The following is a 24,062-nucleotide window of genomic DNA, read 5'->3' on the forward strand; positions in this document are numbered from 1 at the left end:
GGAGAAACCCATGCCCGAACGCACAGCTACCATCGCCAGCAAGTCCGGCCTCCACGCGCGTCCCGCGGCGCTCTTTGCCGAGGCCGCCGGTGAACAGCCCGTGGACGTCACCATCGCCATGCAGGGAGAACCCGCCGAAGACGCCCTCGACGCCGCCAGCATCCTGTCCCTGATGACGCTTGGCGCGGCCAAGGGCGATGTGGTGGTGCTCCGGGCAGAGGGTGAAGGTGCTGACGAGGCACTGGATGCCTTGGTGAAACTGTTGGAAACGGACCTGGACGCCGTCTGACTCTTGGCTTGCCGCCCGATTCGATGGCTCGCTGCGTGTTAGACGGTAGGAAACGTCTAACACGCAGCTAATCGTCGAAACGGGCGAACCGGCATGCAACACCGCCTTGGGGTGCAGCCGCGCTAGGCTTCTGCCATGGCATTGATAGCTCCCCGCGTTACGGCCGGCCTTCCCGCCGATGACGCCCGGAACCTGGCACGCTCGCTCCAGGACAGCAACGACATCACTGTGTTCGTCGATGGCACCGTCCACCGCCTGCCCGATCAGGCGAAGGACGCCGTCGTCGACCTCCTCGCGCGGCTCAGCCGGGGCGAAACCGTGACCGTCAGCAGTGTCGAGGAAATGCTCACCACCTCCCAGGCAGCTGAGCTTGCCGGGATTTCGCACACCTATCTGCGGAATATGACCGACCGCGGCGAAATCCCCGTGGAGTACCGGGGAACCCATCGCCGTATCCGGCAGGCTGCCATCATGGCCTGGCTGGAAAAGCAGAAGCGCAAGGAAGCCGCCGCCAATGCGGCAGAGGAAGCCGCAGGACCTGACGACACGCCGTAGACAGGGCGTGGTGATAAGGATCAAGCAACGATCCCGGCCAAGAGGCGGAGTGCCGCAAACGCCGGGGTTACGCTTATTTGGTGGGAAATTTCAAGGGGTGGCATATCGTGACCGGCGCGGCCGCCATGGCTGTTGCCGCACCCCTTGGCTCGGCCATGGGATTGAACTTCGTGGCCACGTTCATGTTCGCGTGCGTTGTGTTCGTCGCCGTCGCGATGTGGACGGAATCAAAGATCGCCCGACGCCGGGAAGCGGCCAACGCTGCCGACGTTCACCAGAGCGCGGATGAATCAGCCGGGTCTGACGACCCTGCGCGGGAGTAGAACCGGGTGCGAGGACGATTGACACGCCGCACGCCCCTGCGCTCGGAAGACGTCGAAGCCGGCGGGCTTAAGGGTCGCATCCTTTGGACGAACGGAACCCCGCCACCCGGCTCGCAGCCATCGCCCGGCTCCCCGGACAGCCCCGTGTACATCCTGATTCACGGCATCGGCGTCTCACACCGTTACCTTGCGCGTCTCCACGCCGTTCTTGCCGCAGGTTCACCGACGTACTCGTTCGACCTGCCGGGTTTTGCGGGCACGCCCACACCGGACCATCAAGTCACGGCCGAGGAATACGGGGCCTTCATTGCGGAGACGCTGAAAGCGAAAGGCATTACCTCCTACGTGCTGGTGGGCCACTCCATGGGTGTGCAGTTCGCCATCGAGGCTGCGCTTCATGCACCGGAGCAGGCCTCGCACGTGGTTCTGATGGGTCCCGTGGTGGATTCGAAGCACAAGAACGTACGGCGGCAATCGCTGGCCCTCTTCCTGGATGGGCTCCTTCGCGAAAGTCCGTCCTCCAACTGGATCGTCGTCTCCGACTACTTCCTGTGCGGCCCTCGCTGGTACCTCACCGAGCTGCCCGTGATGATGGAGTACCCCACCGAGAAACGACTCGGCCTTGTTGGGAGCCCCGTGCTGATCCTGCGCGGCAGCCGCGACCACGTGGCAGGACCCGAATGGTCGCTGCGGCTCTCCCGCGCTGTTCCCCAGGGCAGGCTGGTGGAGATTCCGGGGGTGGGACATGTGGCCCAACACATGAGGCCGAAGACCGTTGCGGACGCCATCCGGAGCTTCGTCGCCGCAACGTAGGACCGTACGCAGGCATAGCCTCACGACGGCGGCACGCCCCTTGTTGCGTTGGACGGGACACGGTTAGGCTGGCAGGGCAAGCCAAATAGTAAGTTTGCTTAGAAAGGGGTTTGACCATGACCAGCTATGACCCGGAAGACGATCCGCAGACCTTCGGAGTGTCCGGCGCGGCCGAGCCCGACAGCATCCACGAGGACCCGGACATGAGGCAGGACGAAGACCGCGATCCCGCCGCATCAGCGAACCCGGATCCGGACAACGGCAACGTCACAGGGCTTGAACCCGGCGGCGGAGTACCCCCGGGAGAAACGCCTCCAGCGGAAGACAGCATGAGCATGGACCAAGGGCACGAGGAATAGAGCTCCCCTAGTGCAGCTTGAGGATCTCGCCGAGGTTATAGTCGGCCGGCTCCTCCAGCTGTGAGTACGTGCAGCTTTCAGGAGTCCGGTCCGGCCGCCACCTGCGGAATTGCGTGGTGTGCCGGAACCGGTCTCCTTCCATGTAGTCGTACGCCACTTCGATCACCAGCTCGGGCCGCAGAGGAACAAAAGAAAAGTCCTTGCCGGCACTCCAGCGGCTTTGGGCCCCCGGCATCCTCGAACCAACCGCCGCTCCGGTTTCCTGGCTGGCCCACTCTCCCCAGGGGTGGTCCGCGATCTCCACCTGGTACGGTTCCAACTCGGCCACCAGCGCCTTCCGCTTCGCCATGGGGAAGGCGGCCACCACTCCAACGTGGTGGAGTTTGCCGGAATCGTCATAGAGCCCCAGCAGCATCGACCCCACGACGTCCGCCGTCTTGTGCCAACGGAAACCGGCCACCACGCAGTCCGCCGTCCGTTCATGCTTGGTCTTGAACATCACCCGCTTGTTCGGCTGGTAGGTACCGTCGAGCGGTTTGGACAGCACGCCGTCGAGCCCTGCTCCCTCAAGCTGCACGAACCATTCCTGTGCCCGCTCAAGGTCGGTGACCGCAGGCGTCACGTACACGGGCGGCTCGGCATCGGCGAGCGCCTTTTCCAGCGCAGCACGGCGCTCGGAGAACGGCCGGGCAGTGAGGTCTTCGTCCCCGAGGGCCAGGAGGTCGAACCCGACGAAGGAGGACGGCGTCTTCTCTGCAAGCATCCGGACGCGGCTGTCGGCGGGGTGGATGCGCTGCTGCAGTCCTTCGAAGTCGAGCCGGTTGCCGGAAATAAGGATGATCTCGCCATCCACCACGCATTTCTCCGGCAGGTTCTTCTTCAACGCCTCCACCAGCTCAGGGAAGTACCGGGTCATGGGTTTCTCGTTCCGGCTGCCCAGGATGACGTCATCCCCGTCCCTGAAGACGATGGTCCGGAACCCGTCCCATTTGGGTTCGTAGTGCCCAACCTCAGGAATGTTGGGCACGGATTTGGCGAGCATGGGCGAAACGGGTGGCATCACGGGTAGGTCCATAGCTCATGTCTACCGACCGGTAGACGCCGAAAGCTAGTGCTCACCAGGGATATGTGGACGGTGTGTGGCGCGTCCGTCCGTCAGCGCGGGCGCTGCCGGCCCTCATGTACCGTCCGTTACATTAATGTGACTTTACTTCCCTGCTGCTGTAACTTCGTAGGGCGACCCGTATCTCCGCTGGGCCGCTTCCGGGCTGACGCCGAGCTCTGCCGCATCCCGGAATCCCGCCAGACCCGCGGCAGAGACGGGGGACCCAGAGTTCCCGGGCCTGTTCCCCGCAGGCCCTTGGGGTGAAGCCGCCACGTGCGGCCGGACGGCCTCGTCCGAACCCGACAGCTAACCTCGCAGGCGTTGAGAGGCAAACACCATGTCCCCAACCATGGATCAGCCGCGCCGTGCCCAAGGGGACGGCCAGCCCACCAAGCCAACCGGACGCCGTCGGGCCCAGCCCAGCGGTCCGGCCACCGAAATGGAAAGCACGACGGCGGCACCCGCCACCGCAACCGACCCCACCGCTGCGCCCATGACACGAGCGCAGCGTCGGGCGATGGAACGCGAGCGCGCGGCCCAGGCAGTCGTGGCTCCGGAAGCTGCACCGAGTGCAGAGTCCGTCTCCAAAACCCCCGCTGAATCCCCCACCGAAGAGCCGCGCACCGAAGCCATCCCGGTAGTTGCCGCTCCTCCGCGCTCGGAGTCCACTACGCCCGGGCCGCCCACGGCTGCCATCCCCGTGGTGAAGGCCACGCCGGCGGAGCCTGCCGCTGAGGCCGAGCCCGCGACTGCCGCTATTCCGGTGGTTTCGGCGCACGTTGCCGCCGAGGCCGGGACCGCCCAGCCCAAGACGCCGGCCCGGATCGCCGCTGACGCTACAGCCGCCGCCGGACTGGCCAGTCGCAAGACCGCCCGGGGCCAGCACGACGGCGCACGCCCTGCGGCAGGACGAGCCGCTGCAGGACGCAATGCTGCGAAGTCGGCCTTTGGTTCCTTTGCTTCCTCATCCTTCACCAAGGAACCCCACGCCGTCCTGACCAAGGCAGCGTCCGTGAAGACCATGAGCCAGCGCATGGCGGTGGTCGCCGGAGCACTGGGCCTGGTCCTCACGGTGGGAACGGTAAGCCAAGCCATGGACCTGCCGATCTTCGGCCAGGACACCCAAAACCAGGCCAGTGGCGCTAACAATTCCGGCGAAGGCCGGGCAACGGGCTCGGCCACTCCTGGCCCGACGCCGTCCTACTCCACCGCGTCCTCGACGTCGGCCGCTACGACGGATACCGGGCAGTCCGCAGTCGAAGCAGCCTCTCCGGCAGCGGCAGCACCGCCGTCGTCCACTCCGACGCCGCAGGTTTCGTTGGCCGACCCCAAGTGGGTTCCGTCCAACGCCCCTTCGGCCGTGGTTCCGGTACCGGGCGTGACGTCGCCCGTTCCGAGTCAGCCGGCACCGCCGTCGGACAACATCACGGCGCCTTCGCCCAGCACGACGCCTTCAACGACGACGACGCCAACCACCACCCCAACGCCCACGCCGACGACGACGCAGACTTCCAAGCCGCGGCCCAGCGACTCCCCGAAGCCGGGCTCCGACCCTAAGTCCAGCGCACCGACGGAGGCTCCGAGCTTGGACGTGGACGGCCTGCTCGACGCAGCCAAGGGGGTCCTCAAGTGAGCACCCGCATGCCCCGCACCACTACCCACATCGGCTGGCACGGCCGGTACTGCTGCAGCAGCCGGACGGCCACTTTCCGCCATCGGATGGGCCGCTGGAGCCACCAGCGGTTGCGCCGTTTCTGACGGGCGCCGCAAAAAAGCCAAGAAGGCAGGGACCCGGCAAGGGTTCCTGCCTTCTGTTCTGCCACCTGACTGTTCTGCCACCCGGCTCTTCTGCCACCCGGCTCTTCCGCCCCCGGGTCACGTGATTCGCTACCCCAAGAGCCAGGCGACCACCAGCAAGGCCCCCACGCAGAGCAGTGTGGTCAGGAGGATGACGTCGCGCGCAACAACAGTGCCGCGGCCGTACGGGGAAGCGAAAAGGAACACATTCTGTGCCGTGGGAAGCGCACCCATGATGACCAACGCCAGGAGGTGCTGCCCTTCGAGCCCGAAGACGAACCGCCCCAGCGCCCAGACCACCAAGGGCATCCCCACGAGTTTCAGGAGCGTCGCCACCACGGTTTCCACCCGGCCGTCGCCCTTCTGCAGCGGAGCGCGGCCCGCCAAGGACATCCCGAAGGCGAGCAGCACCATGGGAACGGCAGCTCCGGCCAACATATCGATGGGCCGCTGGACCAGTTCCGGAACCTCCCACCGGGTCAACGCCACCACCACACCCAGCGCTGACGCGATGATCATGGGATTCCCCAACGGCTGCAGCACCACCCGCTTCCAGGGAACTTTCGCCCCTCCGACCACACCAAGGATGGTGACATAGAAGGGCGCCAGGACCAGGAGTTGCACCAGCAGGACCGGGGCAACGTGCTGGGCCGTTCCCACCGCGTAGAGGGAAACGGGGATCCCGATGTTGTTGGCATTGGCATAGCTGCTGGCCATGGCTCCCACGGCCGTTTCGGCAACGGGCCGTCGGAAAAAGAGGAAACTCAGCAGGCAGTACAGGAGGCCCATCGCGGCAGCAGACAGAAGGGCCAGCGGGGCGTCGACGCCGAGCGCGGCCCGTATGTCGCTCCCGGCCACCACGGTGAAGAGCAGCGCCGGGTTGGTGATGTAGAAGGCGGTGCGGGTCAGAGCAGCCTGCACTTCCGGGGCGAGCAGTTTGCACCGGACGGCCAGGTAGCCCACGGCAATGACTGCCGAAATGATGAGGATGCCGGAGACGACGCCGCCCACCCCGCCCCCTTTCGCATTGGTAACAGGTCCCGCTTGGAACGGTTTCCCTAGTTACTAATCCTGTGAGAAACCGCTTTCTAACCCTAAGCGTACGGGCAGGGGCTGTCCATCGGAGTTCATCCTGTGGCGCCTTTAGATTCGTGGCCTGAGCGCCCAGCGCCGGGCCTTCAGCGCGGCGTGAAGCTCCAGCCGGATGGCACCACTGAGGGGATCGGCTCCAATGAGTTGGCGGATCCTGCCGAGCCGGTTGTAAATGCTGCTGCGATGCAGATGGAGTTTGGCGGCGACATCCTGCACCGAACCGTCGTTGTCGTAGAGGAGCTCCAGGACGGGCAGGAGCTCACCGTTTCGATCCTGCCCTTCAAGGGTGCTGTAGTGGACGGATCCCGTATCGTCCCAACCGCCGGGCGCCTGCAGGCGGTCGAAGAGTTGATAGACCCCCACCGACCGGCTGTCCACCAGCTCTCCCAGCGACGGTTCGACAGCCGCAGCCTGGGCAGCCACCTTCGACTGCCGGTACGCTCCCGCAAGCTGCCGGATCACCTGTATTGGTTCGCTGATGCCTAGGATGATGCGGTCCACCGAACGGCCGGCACGCTTGGCCAACTCCAGTTGGTAATGCACCAGCACTTGCGCATGAACGGCCCGGCCGCCCGATTCACGGAAGAGGACCACCGAATGCGTCTCGGTCCCGGCGCTGAAGAGGGCAACATCGACGCCGATGGTGGACTGAAGCGCCGCGGAACGGTGGGTCAAGGTAGCGTCCAAAGGATCGACGCCGGACCCGGCACCACCGGCGTCCAGGATGGTCACCACCTGCCAGGGGCCCTTGCCCTGGATCTCCTTCCACCCGGCCACCGCAGCCACCGCGTTGGATTCCCCTCCACAGGCGGAGAGGAACTCTTGCTCCCTCCGGCGGCGGAACTCTGACTCCGCCGTGTTCGAGTCCAGCAGCAAGGCCGCAAGCAGGTCCAACTCGTCACGAACGCCGGGCAGTTGGGTGAGGATCGCCGTCGCACTTTGCTCCTCAAGGTCCTGCTGCACCCACAGGTAACCGACGCGGAAGCCGCGCACCAACAGCGGTACGCAAACGCGCCCCAGCATGCCCAAGTCAGGGTTGGCCGGAATCACAACGGGACGGACCGCCGTCGCGATACCGTGCGAAAGCTGCCAGGCGCTGACGTCGCTGGGCACACGCTTGCTGAGCAGGAAATTCACCCGGACGCGGTCCGCGTGGGACTGGTTGGAACTGTATGCAAGGAGGACACCGTCAAGGTCCTCAAGGGACAATCCCCTGCCCAGCTTTAGCGCTACGCGTTCGACGAGTTGTTCAACGTCCTGCTGCATCAAGAAAGCGTACCAACAGCAGGCGACACTTGACGCTCCGCTTCTCGACAAATGTCGAGCGCAGCCCTTGGTATTCCGCGGAATCCGCAGCCGGATCCACACCAGTCCATGTCACCTGCCTCACAGCCGGACCTATTCTGGAAGCACAGCCCACAGCACGAAATACCGGCCTTAAGAGGCCGCTGACGATGGAGCCCCAGATGATCATTGGCGTCCCCAAGGAAATCAAGAACAACGAATTCCGCGTAGCCATCACGGCCGCCGGCGTGCACGAGTTCCGCACCCACGGCCACACCGTCCTCGTAGAGCGCGGTGCAGGCCTCGGCTCCGGCATCACCGACGAGGAATACTCGATCGCCGGCGCGGAAATCGTCAACGACGCCGACGATGTGTGGGCCCGCGCGGACATGGTCATGAAGGTCAAGGAACCCATCAAGGCGGAATACCACCGCTTCCGCAAGGGCCTGATCCTCTTCACCTACCTGCACCTGGCCGCCGAGCCCGAGCTCACGGCCGAGCTCATCAACTCCGGCGTCACCGCAATCGCCTACGAAACCGTGCAGGAAGGCCGCACCCTCCCGCTGCTCGCCCCGATGTCCGAAGTTGCAGGCCGCCTCTCCGTGGTGGTTGGTGCTTCTTCCCTCATGGCCCCCGCCGGCGGCAAGGGCATCCTCATGGGCGGCGTCCCGGGCGTCCGCCCGGCCAAGGTTGTTGTCCTCGGCGCAGGCGTTGCGGGAACCAACGCCGCTGCCATGGCATTGGGACTTGGTGCTGATGTGACCATCATGGACATCAACATCAACCGGCTGCGTGAACTGGACGCCCTCTATCAGGGCCGCCTGAAGACCGTTGCCTCCAATGCCTACGAGATCGAGAAGTCAGTTGTCGACGCAGATCTGGTCATCGGTTCCGTCCTGATCCCGGGCGCCAAGGCTCCCAAGCTGGTCACCAACGAACTCGTGTCCCGAATGAAGCCGGGCTCGGTTCTGGTGGACATCGCCGTGGACCAGGGCGGTTGCTTCGAGGACACGCACCCCACCACCCACCAGGAACCGACGTACAAGGTCCACAACTCGATCTTCTACTGCGTTGCCAACATGCCTGGCGCTGTTCCGAACACCTCCACGTACGCACTGACCAACGTCACCCTGCGCTACGCAGTTGCCCTGGCCAACCTGGGCGTCAAGGCCGCCTTCGACCGCGACCCCGCCCTCGCAGCCGGCCTCAACATCGCCGCCGGCCACGTGGCTCACCACTCCGTCTCCGAGGCGCACAACCTGCCCCTCGTTGAGGACTGGCACACCCTGGTCTCCGCCTAACGGCTGAGCAAACCCGGGCAAGAAAAACGGCGGGGTGCTGCTTCTACGGAAGCAGTACCCCGCCGTCGTCTGTTCACCCCGCTGCGCCCCTACCGAGATGGCAGTTAATGCCAATGTTTGAGGGGAACATTGGCATTAATTGTCATCTCGCGGGGGGGGGGCTACTTCGCAGGGTTGGGGGCTACTTGGCGGGGTTGGCCGGAGCCTTGGGGACCTCCGGAACAACATGCGTGGGAACCGGCACCGGGATGTCGGACGGTTCAACCTTCGGTGGATCCAGCTTGGGGAGGTTTTCCGGGCTGACGGGCGGGGCGGGTAGCGGGAGTGCATTTCCCGGAACTGCCGGACGGGCGGGTTCCTTGGCCTGTTCGTTGCCGTTGGGTTTCCCGGGTCCGGATGAGGGCGCTGCTGGGGGCGTGGCTCCGCCTCCCGGAACGGTGCCGGCCGATTCTCCGGGGACGCCCGATGCGGGTTGCGGCGAGTGTGAGTCCTGAACGGGGACGCCTGCCGGCTCTTCCTCGTGGGGCGCCTCGGCAGGAGCCTGAGCGGGCGCAAACTGGTCCACTACCGAGCCAATGGCCGCACCCCAGTGCTGGAATGTTCCCGCGATTCCGCCCTCTTGTGCAGCGGCGGCCGTGGCGCCGCCTGCCAGCGAAACCGCCACGGCAAGTCCCGTGAAGGCTGCACGGCGCTTACGACGGCGGAAGGCCAGTTCGTCGCGGACAGCCGGTCTTGGGGTCGTGCCCGGTTCCGTTGCTGCTGCCGCCGACGCATCCGGTGAAGTGTCGACTGCGGTGAGTACCGCCGTCGTGGTTTCCCGCGCGCCTGCACTGCCGGTCATCAGCGCGCGCACAGCGTCCGACGGCGCCGGATTGGTGGCCGCGAGCGAACGAAGCTCCAGCAGTTCGGTGCGGATGTCCGCAGCATCGTCGACGCCGGAATCTGCCAGGAAGCGGTCAACGGAGGCCTCCGGGCGTTGCCGCTGAGGATGGTTGTTCATGCGTGCTCGTTCCTTTGCGGTGTCCGCTGCGCCAATGCTTGTTTCCTCAACGCGGTCAGTGCCCTGCGTTGCAGTTGCTTGATGGCCCCTTGGGACTTGTCCATGATGGACGCTGTTTCTTCGACGGACAGGTCGGCTACCACGCGGAGTGCCAGGACTTCGCGGTAATCGTCGGGGAGTCCTTCCAAGAGGTGGATAGCCCCGAGGCCGCCGACAGCCTGTTCCTCGGCCGAAGGTGCGCTGCGGTGGTCAAGGTCGGCATCGTAGGGGGCCGCGTCAGGGGTGCGCTCCCGCCGGCGGTAGTGATCCACCATCCGCGCATGGGCCATGGAGAACAACAACGACTTTGCCCCTTGCAGGCCGCCCTGAAGCGTGGGGATCCTGGGGTACAGGGCCAGGAACACATCCTGCGTCACGGCCTCCGCATCCTCCACACCCCGGGCCCGAAGGTATCCGAGGACGGGTCCGGAAAAGGTGTTGTAGGCAGCAGTAAAGAGCAGGCCAGGATCGTCCTGGTCTGCCTGGGCATTCTCTTCAACCAAAGGGTTCAGCACCCGCGGATGCCTCCATCCTGCGCAGCGCAGCGACGCGTTACAGCCCCCAAACCGTTGCGGCTGCCGTCCGTTACGTGGCGGGGCTCCGTGCCTGATCGCTCGGATCCGGCAAGAAGCCCCGCCCTTAAACCGTAGCTGCCTGGTGCTTAGCGGACAGAATCGAGGGCTGCACCGGGGCCTGCCGGCAGGTCCGTGGGAACCTGGGAAGGCAGCGCCGGAGCTGCGGGAACCGCAGGCGTGGCGGGAACTGCAGGAGTTGCCGGAACGGACGGCGTGCCGGGAACTGCCGGGGTAGCCGGAACGGCCGGGACTACAGCCGAAACGGAAGCATCGGCGTCGGCGTTTGCTGTGGCGTCAGCCTTCAGTCCCGCGGCCTTGCCGGCGTCCACAACAGCGGCACAGTGGGCCTCAACCTTGGCTTCGCCACCGGCGTCGATGACCAACGATTCGTAGCCGGGGATCTTGGTGTCCGGCTTCAGCCCGCCGTTGACGAACGCGGTGCACAGGCCAAATGCTTCCGGGGTGGCGGCGACGGCGTCGTTCGCAGCGGACTTGGCGGCAGCTACTGCGTCTGCGGCCTTGTCCTGACCGGCGGCCTTCGCCTCTTCGGCCGTAGCCTTGGCGGTCTCGACGGCGTCAGTCGCCTTGGCAGCAGCGGCTTCCGTTGCGTCGGTGGCCTGCTGGGTTGCCTGGCTTGCGGCGGGGGCAGGGGCGCCAACGAGCTCGTGGGCGCTCTGCTGGAGCGCGGTGGGGAGCGCGCCGTTGGCTGCAGCGACGCCGGTTCCACCGGCGGCTACGGCTCCGGCGGCCAGGACGCTCGCGGCGACTTTGCTCGAGGCGATGACAGAGAACAAGGACATTGAAGACCCTCCGAAAGTTTGGGAGATTGCCCCGGCAGCGACGTGTCCGCAGCCGGATGATCAAGGTGCGGACGCGGCCCGCACACCCTCTACATCGCTACGGACCCCGGCGAGGTTACGCATGGGTGAAAAACTTTTTGACGGAGAAGGAAACCCACAGGAGAGAACTGCCCATCGCGCGCCCCTCTGCCGACGGCTAGGCTCGGAGAACGGCCTTGCTGAACTCCTTGTCTGCGGCCGGATAACTTTCAACGCAGGGGGAGCTGTTGTGGGACAAGGTTTGATTGGCGCCGACGTCGCGGATCTTCGGCGGCTGTCCCAAGTGATGGACGCCGAGGCGGACAAGATGGCAGCACTTCAACGGCAACTAACGTCGTTGGTCCATGACGGCCACTACTGGCGCGGGCAGGACGCCGACCGCTTCCGAAGCCAGTGGAACAGCGAGCTCTCCCGGCGCCTTGCAGCGGCCGCCGCGTGCTTGAGGGCCAATGCCAGGACCCTCCGGACGAACGCCACCCAACAGGAGCTGGCCTCACGCGGGGACGCGTTCGTCGCCAGCAGCAGTTACTCCAACTCCAACGGCTTCACCGTTGACCCCGTCACCGTGGGCCCCTTGACGGTCGGCGCGGAGGGGTCTACCGGCGTGGAAGGCAGCAGCGAAGCACATGGCTCGCTCGGTCCCGCCGGAGTGGAATTCGGGGTGTCCGCGGACGGATCGGCAGGCAGTCGGTTCGTCATAACAGGCAGCGGGGAGTTCGGGCCCGTCAAGACCGTAACCACCAACGAAACGTTCGCCGGTGCGCGCGGGAACGGCAGCATCACCGGACACATCCCGTTCGGCTTCAACTTCCTGGATGGCCCGGCCCTTAAGGCCACCGGCGAGGCCTTCGTCGGCATCGAGAACATCACCACCACCAAGAGCGAATTCTTCGACGGCTGGGTCAACAACACCTCCACCGTCCGGGCCATGACAGGCGCCGAGGCCAGCGCGCACGCCAACGCCGGCCCGTTCCTTTTCGGAGGCGGCGGCGAGGCCTTCGCCGGCCAGAAGGTGACCATGACCAATGAGACTGAGTTTGCCGGAGGCCTCTTCGGGGTAGGCCAAGGCGGGGAAATCCGGGGCGGCGCGTGGGCAAGTGCCGGTAGCGCCGAAGTCAGCAGCAGCAAGGCCGACGGCGTTACAGGCTCGGCCGCGAGCGCAGGCGTCGGCGCCGAGTTGACCCAGTCGCAGTACGTGGAGTTCCTGGGGCAGCGGCTCTCAACCTCCGGGACTGTTGCCGCCGGCGCCGGGGAGGGCTACACCTTCAAGGCTTCCATGGACGAAGACGGCTTCACGTTGGGCGTCGGTGCCAAGGTGACCGCGGAACTGGGCCTCGGAGCCGGGGCCGAAGTGAAGATCAGCCCGTCCGGCTTCAAGGATTCAGTCACCGGATTCGTCGAGTTCCTGTCCAAGTAACCACTTCCCAGCGCGAAGGGCACCCATGCCGTCCACACAGCTTTTCCCGTCAACAGCCTTCCCGGCATTCCCTTCCATCGCGGTGGATCCCCCGGAAGGCTGGATGCCCCGGGTGGTGCCTGACGCCGTCGGGGCTTTGATGGGCCCGGCGGTCCCCGGCAGCTACGTCCCGAATGTGGTGATCACGGTGTCCCGCCGCACCCCGGACTATGGATTGAAGGACATCGCAAACTCCGTGGATGCTTTCCTTTCCACCCTCCCGGACGCTGTCCTGCTGGGCACCGAGCCCGTGGTGATCAACGGCAGGGACTGGCACATCAGGGAGGCCCGGTACACACATCCCGATGCCGGTTCCCTGACCCAGTTCACGGCGGTGACAGTGGTTCAGCAGGATGTGGCAACCGACGTCGTCCAACTCACAGGCAGCTGCCGGGCGTCGGATGACAATCAGGACCTCAAAGCGATCTACGCCTTGGTCGCAAGCGCCGAGGTTGGCTAAACGGCCATCTCCCTCGCCTGCTCGATCAACTTCAGCACCTCTACGGAGCCAGCCGGATCCACCGGCGGGGGAAGCACGGAGGCCGCACCGCCGTCGTCGATCTTCTCCGCAAGCAGGCGGTAAAACTCAGGGTAGGCGCCGCGCTCGGTGGGAACAGGAGTTCTTTTGCCGTTGACTTCCAGCGTTCCGTGTTTCGCGGAATCTTCGACGCCGTAGTCAGCGTCCGTGGGCAGGCCGCCTCCCAGCAGGAAGGGTTCCTGCGGGTCGGTTCCGAACTTCACGAAGCCGCCGTCCGTGCCCAGGATACGGAAGCGCGGGCCGTGGAGGTGGCTGTTGAGGTTCAGCGTCACGTGGGTCACGACGCCGGACTCATGGCGGAGGACCAGGAAAACGTCATCGTCCGCCCGTTCCTGCGGCCTGCGGGCCGTGATCTCCGCGTAGTCGACCCGGGCGGGACCAAAGAACTGGACGGCGAGGTCCAGGACATGGGTGCCAAGGTCGAACAGGACGCCTCCCCCGTCTTCCGCCGTGGCGCCGGCTTTCCAGGCCTTGGAGATCTCCGGGGCCCAGCGCTCCATCCCCACCTCGAACCGGGTCACTGAACCCAGCGTCCCGGCGTCGAGCAGTTTCCGCACGGTGAGCGCGTCGCCATCCCAGCGGCGGTTCTGGTACACGGTGAGGACCCGGCCCGCTGTGCGGGCAAGGTCAATGAGTTCCTCGCCTTCGGCGCTGCGCACCGTGAAAGGCTTGTCGACGACGACGTCGAGGCCGGCTTCCAGCGCTGCTTTCGCGAGTGGAAAGTGCGTTGCGGGCGGTGTGCCCAGGACGATGAGGTCCAGATGCCCGGCCGCGTCGAGGATGTCCTGCGGTGTTTGGACCACCGTTGCCTGCGGGTACCTCGTGTGCGCCAGCGCTTGGCGGCCGGGGTCCGACGTGGAAATCATGCTCAGCCGATAAGCAGGGTGGGCCTCGATGAACGGGGCATGGAAGACGCTGCCGGACAACCCAAAGCCGGCAACAGCGGTACGGATCGGTGAGGAAGCCATGTGCCTAGGCTACCGATCCTCTTTCACTTCCCGCCCCCTCCCGGGCCTTCCTCTATCACTTCCCCACCCCTCCCGACGGACGCTCTATCACTTCCCCACCCCTCCCGACGGACGCTCTATCACTTCCCCACCCCTCCCGACGGACGCTCTATCACTTCCCCACCCCTCCCGACGGACGCTCTATCACTTCCCCACCCCTCCTCAGCGACGCTCTATCTGGGCGGGCGCTATCCGGGGAGTCGGTGGGACATCGGGGAGCCGTACACGTTGATGGGCAACGCCGTGCCGGGCAGTTCAGTACGCCTCAAGCCGGTGCGCTGACCGGAAGACAACAACCAGCTCGCTGTCCTCTATTTCGCAAATCACTCGGGGGTCGCGGATCGTCCCGAAGGTCGGAAATGCCCAGCAGACGTCGTCGCCTGATAGCCGGGTCGAGCTTACGGATCTGCTTAGCAGCTGCTGCGGTGAACTCGATTCGATAGACGGTCAACGGTTAGTGCCGTTCTCCTTCAGCATCTCGTCAAGACCGATTCGAGTGCCGTCGTGCTTGGAGAGCCCGCAGGTCCGCCTCATCTTCGGGTAGTTCAAGTCGTTTCAGATCTTGGGCGCCGATCAAAACGGCCGCAACCTTGCCACGACGTGCGACGCTGATGCGCTCGTGCCCGTAGGCAGCGCGGTTGATGGTGTCCGAGATGTACATGATGTACAAAACGCCTTTCCACCCCGGAGCGGGAGCACGTCCTGTGAGGGGATGTGAGAGAAGGATGCCCAAAACGCGGCGGGATGTGGGAGAGCGATCGGTGAAAGGGGGTGGGATGTGAGAGAAGGATGCCCAAAACGCGACGGGATGTGAGAGAGCGATCGGTGAAAGGGGGTGGGATGTGAGAGAGGAACGCATGGGGAAGGCCGGGACTCCTCCGCGGGCCGTGGCACACACCAGCGGCTGCGGGAAATCCCGGCCTTCTTCAGGTCAAGCAGATCGTTCAGATCCTGTCAGATCAAGCAGATCGTTCAGATCCTGTCGAAACTGTCAGATCAAGCAGATCAGTCAGATCAGGCTTGACGGGCTACTTCTTGGCGCCCTTTTCCCAACCGATGGTGGTCCAGTCCGGAACGTTGGACAGGCTCTTGAACAGGGACGGACCGTAGTTGGCCAGGCCCGTACGAACGAACTGGATCTCCGGGCCGTTCAGGACGGTACCCATGGAGAAGTACTTCTCCATGTGCTTCTTCTCTACCTCCATGGCGGCCTTGTTGCGCTCGGCGTCGTCGGCAATGGTTGCAAGACGCTTGATTTCGGCGTCCAGCTCGGCGTCGCCCAGACCGTTCTCGTTGGTGGCGGAGTCGTAGTACTGCTTGACTGCGTCCGTGGCATCCGGGCCAACGGTGTAGCCGGAGATGGTCACATCGAACTCGCGACCGCCAACAACCTTGCCGAAGTCGGCGTCACCGCGCTGGTCGATGGAAACGTCCATGCCCGCAGCCTGGAGCTGCTTCTGCAGGGTCTGCGAAGTGGCGGCGGTGGTGGGGTCGTCACCGAAGTTGGTGATGCTGAAGGCAACCGGAACGCCGTCCTTGGCCATGATGCCCTTGTCGTTCGGGGCGTAACCGGCGTCGGTCAGGACCTTCTTGGCCTGCTCGGCGCCGCCTTCCTTCACGGGGTAGTTGTCCTGGTAGTACTCGGAGAACGGCATGAGCATCATGGAGCCCGAGCTCTCTTCGGACCAGTTCAGGCCGTTGAAGCGGACATCGCGGATGGCCTTGCGGTCGACGGCGGTGAAGATCGCCTTGCGTACTGCGACGTCGGTGAGGGCCGGACGCTTGGCGTTGAGGTTCAGGCCACCTGCGAAGAGGCGCTGGCCACGGCGGACCTCGGAATCCTTGGTGCCTTCGAGCTGCTTGTAACGGCCGAGGGTACGGCCGCTGGTTGCGTCGATTTCGCCGTTCTTGAAAGCTGCGATGGTGGCGCTGGGTTCCATCTGGCGCCAAACGATCTTCTCGAGAACAGGCTTCTGGCCCCACCACTTGTCGTTCGGAACCATGGTGACGGTCTTGGCGGTGGTGTCGTAGTTTTCAACCTTGAACGGGCCGGCCATCCACTCGGGGTGCATCTCACCGGCGAAGCCCTTGTTGAAGATGTCCGGGGTGTTGATGGCCGGGTGGATCAGGCCGAAGAACAGGCCTTCCAGCGGGTAGACCGGCTGGGTGGTGGTGACGATGACTTCCTTGTCATTGGCTCCGGCCTTGACCGAGTCAACAAACGCATAAGCACCGGCGCTTACGATGTCGATCGACGTGTCCTCGCCCTTGAGCATGTTCCACGTGTTCTCGAACGTCTTGACGTCGATCGGCGTGCCGTCGTTCCACGTAGCCTTGTCGTTGATCTTGATGGTGATGGTCTGCTTGCCATCCTTGACTTCGCTCTTGACCTCTTCGCAGAAGTCCTTGTTCGGCTCTGCCTTGCCGTCGAAGTCGAGCTTCCAGCAACCGCCGATGCCGCCACTGTTAATGGAGGCCGTGTTCACCGGGGTCATGAGTGCGGACGTGTCCGCGCTGTTGCCCACGTTGGAGAAGCCGTTGAAATCCGGGCCGATGCTGCCCACGGCCAGGGTGACCGTGCCGCCCTGCTCCAGGTCCTTGGCTTCCTTGGCGTTGACGCTGATCAGCTTGCTGATGTCGCCGCCTGCTTCTTCGGCCTTCTGGGAGGCCGGACCCGACGGCGTTCCCCCGCCGCAGGCGGTCAGCATCAGCGCTGTTGCCAGTGCTACGCCGCCGATCGTCGTGTACTTCTTCATGGTGTGCCCTTCATGTTTACGACTGGAAAATCATTGCGAGTTGAGACCAGGGATTTTTTCAATGCGTCATGTGTCGTCAGGCATGCACCACCAGCATGTCGGCATCTATTTCTCCATCCGGGAAGAAGCATGCAAACTCCTGTTGCCCTTCTGAGGCCAAGGGCGGCTCCAGATTAAGGCACTTCTCCTGTTTGGACGGTGGAAGCGCTGCAAATACGGGGCAGCGAGTCGCAAAATTACATCCCTTGGGGGCGTCCAGGGGGCTGGGCAGGTCACCTTCGAGGATGATGCGTTCGCGGGTGCGTTCCACTTCCGGATCCGGCACGGGAATCGCGGACAGCAGGGCCCTTGTGTACGGGTGCCGGGGGTTGTCGAAGACGTCGTCCACGTCGCCGGTCTCCACGATCTTCCCCAAGTACATGACGGCCACCCGGTTGGAGATGTGCCGGACCACGGAGAGATCGTGTGCCACCATCAGGTAGCTCAGGCCGAGTTCGGCGCGGAGCTGGTCCAGGAGGTTGATCACGCCGGCTTGCACGGAGACATCCAGCGCGGACACCGGCTCGTCCAGGACAACGAGCTTCGGATTGACCGCGAGCGCCCGGGCGATGCCGATGCGCTGCCGCTGGCCACCGGAGAACTGGTTGGGGAACCGGTTCACGTGGTCCGGTTGCAGCCCCACCAGGCGCATGAGTTCCATGATCCGTTTCTTGACCGCCGCCTTGGGCATGCCCAGGTTCTCGAGCGGTTCGGCCAGCACCTCGTACACGGTGAACCGCGGATCCAGGGCTCCGGTGGGATCCTGGAAGACCATCTGCATTTCCTTGCGCATGGCCATCTTGGTCTTGTTGTCCGTGGCGGACTTGTTGCTGACGCCGCCGATCACCACCTCGCCCGTTTGCTCGGGGTGGAACTCCATGATTTCCAGGAGGGTGGTGGTCTTGCCGCAGCCCGATTCCCCCACGATAGAGAGACATTCACCTTCGCGGATGTCGAAGCTCAAGCCGTCCACGGCTTTGACCGTGCCGATCCGGCGCTTGATGAGGGCACCTTTGAGCAGCGGGAAGTGCTTTTTGACGTCCTTGAGTTCCAGGACCTTTTCCCGCTCGACGCGGGGAACGCCGTCGAACTTCGATACCGGAAGCGGGGGCGCCTTGAAGATGCGGTGCGCGTCGGCGTCTCCGGCCAGTTTCTCGGACTTGATGCAGGCTGCCTGGTGGCCCTGGACAACTGCGCCATCGGGCGCCGTCACCGGCCACAGGGTTGGTTCGCCGTCCAGGCATTCCTCGCTGGCCAGCGGGCAGCGGGGGGCGAAGGAGCAACCGGTGACGGGCAACGTGAGGTTGGGCGGCGTCCCTTCGATGGGCACCAGCGACTGTTTGGTGGCGGTATCCACCCGGGGCACTGCCCCCAGGAGACCCAGCGTGTAGGGCATCCGGGGGTTGTAGTAGATGTCCTCCACGGTGCCGGTTTCCACCGGCTTACCCGCGTACATGACCATGATGTCGTCGGCCATGCCCGCTACGACGCCGAGGTCGTGCGTGATCATGACGACGGCGGCCCCGGTTTCCTCTTGCGCGGTGTGAAGGACTTCCAGCACCTGCGCCTGAATGGTGACGTCCAACGCCGTCGTGGGTTCATCGGCGATGAGCACCCGCGGATCGTTGGCGATCGCAATGGCGATCATGACGCGCTGGCGCATACCGCCCGAGAATTCGTGCGGGAAGGCTTTGAGCCGGTCCTTGGGACTCGGGATGCCCACCATCCGCAAAAGTTCGACGGCGCGGGCTTCTTTGGCCTGTTTGCTCATGGTGGGGTTGTGGACCGTGAGCGCCTCGATGATCTGGTTGCCGACCGTGTAGACGGGCGTCAGCGAGGAGAGCGGATCCTGGAACACCATAGCGATGTCATTGCCGCGGTGCTTGCACATGGCTTTGTCGCTCAGGCCCAGGAGTTCCTTGCCTTTGAATCGGACTGACCCGGTGATGTCCGCCGTTTCCGGCAGGAGGCCCATGATCGCCATGGAGGTGACGGACTTGCCCGAACCGGATTCGCCCACGATGCCCAGGGTCTTGCCGGGCATCAGGTCGAAATCAACGCCGCGGACAGCGTGGACAACACCGTTTTCCGAGTTGAAGCGGACGTTCAGGTCGCGGACGCTGAGGACCGCGTCGCCGGGAGCGTAGAGGCCTGCATCGTGGAGCCGTTCCGCGGGACTCTGGGAAATGTTGGTGCTCATTTGCTGGCTCCCTTTGAGCTCTGTGCAGCTTCGACTGCTTTGCCGGAGTTTCGCTTGGTCCGGCCGATGGAACTGGAACTGGGGTCGAAAGCGTCACGGAGGCCGTCGTTCATCATGGCCAGCGAACCCGTCAGGAGGAACATGACCACCAACGGAACCCAGAACATCCACGGGAAGGAGGACACCTGGCCTGTTGCCTGGCCGATCAGGACACCCAGGCTGACGTCCGGGAGCTTGATGCCGATGCCGATGAAGGAGAAAGCTACTTCTGCCAGGACTGCTCCGGTGATGCCACGCGTGAAGTCGAGCACCAGGAGGGAGCCAATGTTGGGGACGAGGTGCCGCCACACAATCCTGCGGGAAGGGACGCCCATGTACCTGGCGGCCTTGACGTAGTCGCGCTGCATGAGGGACATGGACAAGGACCGCACCAAGCGGGCGGTGCCCATCCAGCTGAAGAACAGCAGGACGATGATCAGCAGCAGCCAACTGGGCAGGTTCTTGAGTCCGCCACCGCCGTTGGTGGCGACGGCGACAACCAGGATGGCGGGCATCATGATCAACGCTTCGAGGATGAACAGCATGGTGGCGTCCACTTTGCCCCCGAAGAACGCCATGGTGCAGCCGTAGACGGCGGAGATCAGCACGGAAAGGCCACCAACGATCAATCCGATGAAGATCGAGGTCCTGGTGCCGTCCACGATCAGGGCCAGGAGGTCGATGCCTGCCTGGGTGGTGCCGAAGAAGTGCTCGGGCGACGGCCCCATTCCGATGTTGAGGGGATCGATGGTGTCCTTGTCCCACGGGGTCAGGAACCCGCCAAACAGGGAGAAGAGGAACAGCGCCAGGAAGATCACGAGGCCGGCCACGGCAGTTTTGTTCCGCATGAAACGACGGAAGATGATGCGCGACTTGCCGATCACCACGTCCTGGTCTGCAACGCGGGACTCGTCGATTTCGGCGATGGGATCAATGATGTTGCTCATTACTGGACCCTCACTCGTGGATCGACCAGTGTGGTGGCGAAGTCGGCCAGGATGGCGCCGATCGCGAAGATCACCGACCCGTAGGCCAGGGTTGCCGTGGCGACGTTAACGTCCTGGAGGCCGATCGCCTGGATGCTCCACAGCCCGATGCCGGGCCACGCGAAGATCGCTTCGGCGAAGAAACCGCCCGTGAAGATGGCCGGGATGGTGAACGCGATGCTCTGCGCTACCGGAATGAAGGACACCCGCAACGCGTGTTTGCGGATTGCCTGGTTGCGGGTGAGGCCCTTGGCGCGGGCTGTCCGCACGAAGTCGGCATTGACGTTGTCCAGCAGGTATTGCCGCTGCGCAATCTGGTATCCCGCCCAACCGAAGATGGTCATCGCGAAGGTGGGCACGGCGTAGTGGGCCACAAGGTCAACGAAAGCCGGCCAGCCTGGGTCTATTCCCGGCGTCGAAATTCCCGTCACGAAGAAGATGCGCTCCCCCACCGCCTCGTTGACGCTGATGGCACCCAGCTGCACCAGGAAGTAGGCGATCGGCGCAGGGAGAATGTGGACCAAGTAGCTGTAGGAGGTGATGACCCTGTCCGGGAACTTGTACTGCCGGGCTGCCGAGTAGACGCCCAGCGCAACACCGATGATGAGGGTCAGGATGATGGAGGCGATGAAGAGCCGGGTGGAGACCATCACGCGGTCCGCGAACTCGGCGTTGACGTACGCCCCGTTCGGGCTGCGGCCCCAATCCCAGCGTGTGATGATGCCGCCGAGCCAGTCCACGTAGCGCTGCCACGGGTTGGCATCCGGGTCCAATCCCAGGCCCCTGAACGACGCCGACACCTGTTCCGGAGTGGGCCGCGGAATCCTTTCCTGCTCGAGGAGCGCCGGCTTGAGCGTAGAGACAGCCAGGAAGTATCCCGCGCTGGTGGTCAGGAAGATCATGATCAGGTAGATTCCCGACCGCTTCAGCAGATATTTCAGCATGTCGGGCGGCTGCCCTTGATCGTGGCAAAGCTCAAAGCTGGTCCTTCCGCGGTTACCGGCGGTGGCCGGTGTCAGCTACGAATTGGCGCAGGGATGTGTACCCCCAAACCCCTTCAGTGATCACCGGCCATGTATGGCATGGGTCACATTCACAAGGAAACTACCACAATAACTGCTTCATATTTGGCCCGTTGCGCCCCGTCTTCACGCCTGCAGCCAGATCGTTATGAGCAGACTGCGTCATAAATGGAGGTGCTATGCCACTTACCGGCCCTGCCTTACCGCAGCCGACAGGGCGCGTTCCCTCGCTGAACGTGCCCGGATGCAGCCGTCAGGCTGACGGGACGAGACGGCGGACCAGCTCACCCCAGGAATCGGTGAGCCGCTTGGGCGAGATGCCGTGAACACGCACGTCATTGACGATCCGGTCAGGGTCCAGGGCCGCAATCAAGGCCATCGCCATCACCCAGGGATCGGGAATGCCCGCCTCCCGCAGCAGCATCTCCACGTGCCGGTGCGCGAGGGCGGTGGGTGGAGCTTCGAAACGGTTCCGGGTGGAAGCACCCGCGGCCTTCCACAGGTCACCGTTCTCCAGAATGAAATAAATCCGACCCTCACCGAAGGCAACCAGGCGGTCCCGCGGCGGCGCGCCGGGGCCCAGCGGCGGCGGCCCGAACATGAAGCCGCGCTGGAATTCGGATTCGGAGTCGCTCAGCAAGGTCATCATAAGTCCGGCCCGGCTGCCGAAGCGCCGGAACACCGTCCCTTTGCCCACTTTGGCTTTGCAGGCCAGCGCATCCATGGTGAGCGCTTCAGCGCCAAACTCATCTACCAGCTCGCGTGCGGCGCTCAGCAGGCGCTCCCGGTTGCGCGCGGCGTCTCGCCGTTCGTGCGGCGATTCAGAAGGCACGTCGGGCCGGAGTGGGATGAAGCTCACATGAGTCATTCTAGACCCCGGGAATAGAAAGCGGACCGTGGTCCGTTTAGTATCGGTGAAGGCCCAAAACCTACCAAGGAGACCACAATGACCAAGAGCACCGTCCTCACCCTCGTCGGCAGCCTCCGTGCTGATTCCCACAACAAGAAGCTCGCCGAGGCCATCGCGCTGAACGCTCCGGAGAACGTTGACGTCCAGATCCACGGCTCGCTGGGCAACATCCCGTTCTACAACGAGGACATCGACGTCGAAGGCCAGGTTCCGGCCGAAGCCGCCGCCCTCCGCGAGGCTGCAGCCAATGCTGACACCCTCCTCCTAGTCACCCCCGAGCACAACGGCACCGTCCCCGCATCCCTCAAGAACGCCATCGACTGGCTGTCCCGCCCGTTCGGCGCCGGCGCTCTCGCAGGCAAGCCGACCGCCGTCGTCGGAACCGCTTTTGGCCAGTACGGCGGCGTCTGGGCGCAGGACGAAGCCCGCAAGGCCGTCGGCATCGCCGGCGCCAAGGTCCTCGAAGACGTCAAGCTCGCCGTGCCGGGATCCATGGTCCGCTTCGCCGAACTGCACCCGAAGGACGACGCCGAGGTCGTGGAACAGATCAAGGGCATCTTCGAGCCGCTGACCGCCGTTCAGGATGACGAAGCAGCCGCAGCCTAGTCACTCTTCCTGGTGCCCCCGTTCCGTCCACATCTACCGGACAGGACGGGGGCACTTTGCGTTTAGCGGCACCGTTTTCCACACCGTTCCCGCCCCGCGTGACCGAGTCTTGTCCGAACCGTCACCGTACCGGCATGTTGCCCACCTGCAAGGCGGCCTAACGTTTAAGGACAGGTGAACGGACAGGAGTGTGGGGCTGTCATGCGTGCCGGGCTGGGGCTGCAGAGTACGACGGCGATCGCAGCCGCCTGCCTGTTGTTCAGTACGTGGGTGGCCGGCTGCACGGCGTCGCCTGAGGCGGTTTCGCCTTCCTCCACGCCATTCGTTTCCGCAGCAGGTTCTACCGGTCCGCAGAACCCGGACGAACCCATCAGCAACAGCCTGGCCCCGCCAGTTTCGTCTGCCACACCGCAGCCGGATACCACCCCCAGGAACCTGCCTCCTTCTGGTGATCCCGGCCAGCCCTCAGCCCCCGGCCCGCTTCCGGGATCGGGCGGGGCTGTGTCCAGCGGGGCCGCTACGAGCGGGGCCGGAACGGGCGGCGGCGCGTCGGGCGGGGGCGGAACGGACGCGGTCCCAGGTCCTTCGACCCCGACCGACACCAGCCAAGGCGCCAGCAGCCCGGCCGACCCGGGCACCGCCGTCGAGCCTTCCCCGGGACCATCAGCCAGCCCCTCAGCGGGCGGCGAGGCCGCGCGGGCAGCGGTAGTGCCCCCGCAGGTGGAGCCCGGCCCTGCCGTTTACTACGTGGCCATCAACGACGGCGGTTCCCGCGGTGTGCGGTTCGGCTGCAATGACAGCCTTGTCCCAGTCCGCGGTCCGGCGTCATCCGGCGATCCTTTGACCGTGGCCCTCGGCCGCTTGTTGGGCGCAGGGTTGCCCGTGGACAACGACGCCGCACTCTACGATTCCCTCGCGGCCTCCTCCCTGCACTTCGTCTCCGGTTATGTCAGCGGTTCCACGGTGGTGGTGAACCTGGGCGGGTCCATCCGGCCGGGCGGCGTGTGCGACGTCCCCCGGATCGAAGCGCAGCTCACGCACACCGTGGTGGCTGCCAGCGGTGCAACGCGTGCCGAAATCTACGTCAACGGCATGACCTTGGACGTCGCACTGAGCCTGCGGTGACGTGGGC

Annotated in this window: 25 protein-coding genes and 1 riboswitch; of the genes, 11 read left to right on the forward strand and 14 right to left on the reverse strand. The window is 64.6% G+C overall.

Annotated elements, in window-relative coordinates; all coding sequences use genetic code 11:
• The first annotated feature begins 10 nt into the window (after positions 1–10).
• The 5 genes from RI444_RS20065 to RI444_RS20085 all read left to right on the forward strand — a co-directional run bounded on the left by RI444_RS20065 (position 11) and on the right by RI444_RS20085 (position 2,339).
• Positions 11–289 carry an HPr family phosphocarrier protein gene (locus tag RI444_RS20065; protein WP_062098398.1) on the forward strand — a complete coding sequence of 93 codons (279 nt, stop codon included), beginning with the start codon at positions 11–13 and terminating at the stop codon, positions 287–289.
• Positions 290–424: 135 nt separating this feature from the next.
• Positions 425–844 (forward strand): helix-turn-helix domain-containing protein, encoded by a 420-nt coding sequence (locus RI444_RS20070; protein WP_021473028.1) that lies wholly within the window; start codon positions 425–427, stop codon positions 842–844.
• Positions 845–924: 80 nt separating this feature from the next.
• Positions 925–1,167, forward strand: coding sequence for a hypothetical protein (locus RI444_RS20075; RefSeq protein ID WP_207605411.1), 243 nt, complete (start codon positions 925–927; stop codon positions 1,165–1,167).
• An 18-nt stretch (positions 1,168–1,185) separates the two neighbouring features.
• The gene (locus RI444_RS20080; RefSeq protein WP_242703193.1) at positions 1,186–1,980 is read left to right on the forward strand and encodes an alpha/beta fold hydrolase; all 795 of its coding nucleotides are present in this window, start codon (positions 1,186–1,188) and stop codon (positions 1,978–1,980) included.
• Positions 1,981–2,096: 116 nt separating this feature from the next.
• Complete coding sequence (locus RI444_RS20085) at positions 2,097–2,339, forward strand: DUF6480 family protein (protein WP_021473025.1); 243 nt, start codon at positions 2,097–2,099, stop codon at positions 2,337–2,339.
• Positions 2,340–2,346: 7 nt separating this feature from the next.
• On the opposite strand, the gene RI444_RS20090 is transcribed toward RI444_RS20085, so the two are convergent.
• Positions 2,347–3,414, reverse strand: coding sequence for an ATP-dependent DNA ligase (locus tag RI444_RS20090; RefSeq protein WP_062098401.1), 1,068 nt, complete (start codon positions 3,412–3,414; stop codon positions 2,347–2,349).
• A 215-nt stretch (positions 3,415–3,629) separates the two neighbouring features.
• A riboswitch (cyclic di-AMP (ydaO/yuaA leader) is annotated at positions 3,630–3,777 on the forward strand.
• 4 nt (positions 3,778–3,781) lie between these two features.
• Here RI444_RS20090 and RI444_RS20095 point away from each other — a divergent pair.
• Complete coding sequence (locus RI444_RS20095) at positions 3,782–5,077, forward strand: hypothetical protein (protein ID WP_207605410.1); 1,296 nt, start codon at positions 3,782–3,784, stop codon at positions 5,075–5,077.
• On the opposite strand, the gene RI444_RS20100 is transcribed toward RI444_RS20095, so the two are convergent.
• The 3 genes from RI444_RS20100 to RI444_RS20110 form a co-directional block, all read right to left on the reverse strand.
• Entirely contained in the window at positions 5,070–5,267 is a 198-nt protein-coding gene (locus tag RI444_RS20100) for a hypothetical protein (RefSeq protein ID WP_139126881.1), read from the reverse strand. The genes RI444_RS20095 and RI444_RS20100 overlap by 8 nt on opposite strands.
• A gap of 64 nt (positions 5,268–5,331) precedes the next feature.
• Complete coding sequence (locus RI444_RS20105; protein WP_207605409.1) at positions 5,332–6,252, reverse strand: AEC family transporter; 921 nt, start codon at positions 6,250–6,252, stop codon at positions 5,332–5,334.
• A gap of 132 nt (positions 6,253–6,384) precedes the next feature.
• Positions 6,385–7,599, reverse strand: coding sequence for a PucR family transcriptional regulator (locus RI444_RS20110; protein WP_241650887.1), 1,215 nt, complete (start codon positions 7,597–7,599; stop codon positions 6,385–6,387).
• 200 nt (positions 7,600–7,799) lie between these two features.
• Here RI444_RS20110 and ald point away from each other — a divergent pair, with 200 nt between their 5' ends.
• Positions 7,800–8,918 carry an alanine dehydrogenase gene (gene ald / locus RI444_RS20115; RefSeq protein ID WP_021473020.1) on the forward strand — a complete coding sequence of 373 codons (1,119 nt, stop codon included), beginning with the start codon at positions 7,800–7,802 and terminating at the stop codon, positions 8,916–8,918.
• A 181-nt stretch (positions 8,919–9,099) separates the two neighbouring features.
• Here the strand turns inward: ald and RI444_RS20120 are convergent, their stop codons facing one another.
• The 3 genes from RI444_RS20120 to RI444_RS20130 all read right to left on the reverse strand — a co-directional run bounded on the left by RI444_RS20120 (position 9,100) and on the right by RI444_RS20130 (position 11,332).
• Positions 9,100–9,918, reverse strand: a complete 819-nt coding sequence (locus RI444_RS20120) for a hypothetical protein (protein ID WP_207605408.1) — start codon at positions 9,916–9,918, stop codon at positions 9,100–9,102.
• The gene (locus RI444_RS20125) at positions 9,915–10,472 is read right to left on the reverse strand and encodes an RNA polymerase sigma factor (RefSeq protein ID WP_021473018.1); all 558 of its coding nucleotides are present in this window, start codon (positions 10,470–10,472) and stop codon (positions 9,915–9,917) included. Before RI444_RS20125 ends, RI444_RS20120 begins: the two co-directional genes overlap by 4 nt.
• A 146-nt stretch (positions 10,473–10,618) precedes the next feature.
• Complete coding sequence (locus tag RI444_RS20130; protein WP_207605407.1) at positions 10,619–11,332, reverse strand: hypothetical protein; 714 nt, start codon at positions 11,330–11,332, stop codon at positions 10,619–10,621.
• A 268-nt stretch (positions 11,333–11,600) separates the two neighbouring features.
• On the opposite strand from RI444_RS20130, the gene RI444_RS20135 reads away from it, so the two are divergent.
• On the forward strand, positions 11,601–12,788 hold the full coding sequence (locus tag RI444_RS20135; RefSeq protein WP_021473016.1) for a hypothetical protein: 1,188 nt from the start codon (positions 11,601–11,603) through the stop codon (positions 12,786–12,788).
• Between the two features lie 25 nt (positions 12,789–12,813).
• Positions 12,814–13,287 carry a hypothetical protein gene (locus RI444_RS20140; RefSeq protein WP_021473015.1) on the forward strand — a complete coding sequence of 158 codons (474 nt, stop codon included), beginning with the start codon at positions 12,814–12,816 and terminating at the stop codon, positions 13,285–13,287.
• Here RI444_RS20140 and RI444_RS20145 read toward each other — a convergent pair.
• The 7 genes from RI444_RS20145 to RI444_RS20175 form a co-directional block, all read right to left on the reverse strand.
• Complete coding sequence (locus RI444_RS20145) at positions 13,284–14,333, reverse strand: Gfo/Idh/MocA family oxidoreductase (protein ID WP_021473014.1); 1,050 nt, start codon at positions 14,331–14,333, stop codon at positions 13,284–13,286. The genes RI444_RS20140 and RI444_RS20145 overlap by 4 nt on opposite strands.
• A 520-nt stretch (positions 14,334–14,853) precedes the next feature.
• Positions 14,854–15,033 carry a type II toxin-antitoxin system prevent-host-death family antitoxin gene (locus RI444_RS20150; RefSeq protein ID WP_069696251.1) on the reverse strand — a complete coding sequence of 60 codons (180 nt, stop codon included), beginning with the start codon at positions 15,031–15,033 and terminating at the stop codon, positions 14,854–14,856.
• A 367-nt stretch (positions 15,034–15,400) separates the two neighbouring features.
• Positions 15,401–17,128, reverse strand: a complete 1,728-nt coding sequence (locus tag RI444_RS20155; RefSeq protein ID WP_021473012.1) for an ABC transporter family substrate-binding protein — start codon at positions 17,126–17,128, stop codon at positions 15,401–15,403.
• A 76-nt stretch (positions 17,129–17,204) separates the two neighbouring features.
• Entirely contained in the window at positions 17,205–19,367 is a 2,163-nt protein-coding gene (locus tag RI444_RS20160) for an ABC transporter ATP-binding protein (protein ID WP_021473011.1), read from the reverse strand.
• Entirely contained in the window at positions 19,364–20,353 is a 990-nt protein-coding gene (locus tag RI444_RS20165; protein ID WP_207605406.1) for an ABC transporter permease, read from the reverse strand. Before RI444_RS20165 ends, RI444_RS20160 begins: the two co-directional genes overlap by 4 nt.
• Positions 20,353–21,336 (reverse strand): ABC transporter permease, encoded by a 984-nt coding sequence (locus RI444_RS20170; protein ID WP_021473009.1) that lies wholly within the window; start codon positions 21,334–21,336, stop codon positions 20,353–20,355. Before RI444_RS20170 ends, RI444_RS20165 begins: the two co-directional genes overlap by 1 nt.
• Before the next feature lie 331 nt (positions 21,337–21,667).
• Positions 21,668–22,273 carry a TetR/AcrR family transcriptional regulator gene (locus RI444_RS20175; RefSeq protein ID WP_021473008.1) on the reverse strand — a complete coding sequence of 202 codons (606 nt, stop codon included), beginning with the start codon at positions 22,271–22,273 and terminating at the stop codon, positions 21,668–21,670.
• Positions 22,274–22,360: 87 nt separating this feature from the next.
• Here RI444_RS20175 and RI444_RS20180 point away from each other — a divergent pair, with 87 nt between their 5' ends.
• Both RI444_RS20180 and RI444_RS20185 read left to right on the forward strand, forming a co-directional pair.
• Positions 22,361–22,930, forward strand: a complete 570-nt coding sequence (locus RI444_RS20180; protein WP_207605405.1) for an NAD(P)H-dependent oxidoreductase — start codon at positions 22,361–22,363, stop codon at positions 22,928–22,930.
• A gap of 174 nt (positions 22,931–23,104) precedes the next feature.
• On the forward strand, positions 23,105–24,055 hold the full coding sequence (locus RI444_RS20185; protein WP_316963845.1) for a hypothetical protein: 951 nt from the start codon (positions 23,105–23,107) through the stop codon (positions 24,053–24,055).
• Positions 24,056–24,062 lie beyond the last annotated feature (7 nt).

It is taken from the genome of Paenarthrobacter sp. AT5 (genome assembly GCF_032764245.1).
GTDB lineage: Bacteria > Actinomycetota > Actinomycetes > Actinomycetales > Micrococcaceae > Arthrobacter > Arthrobacter ureafaciens.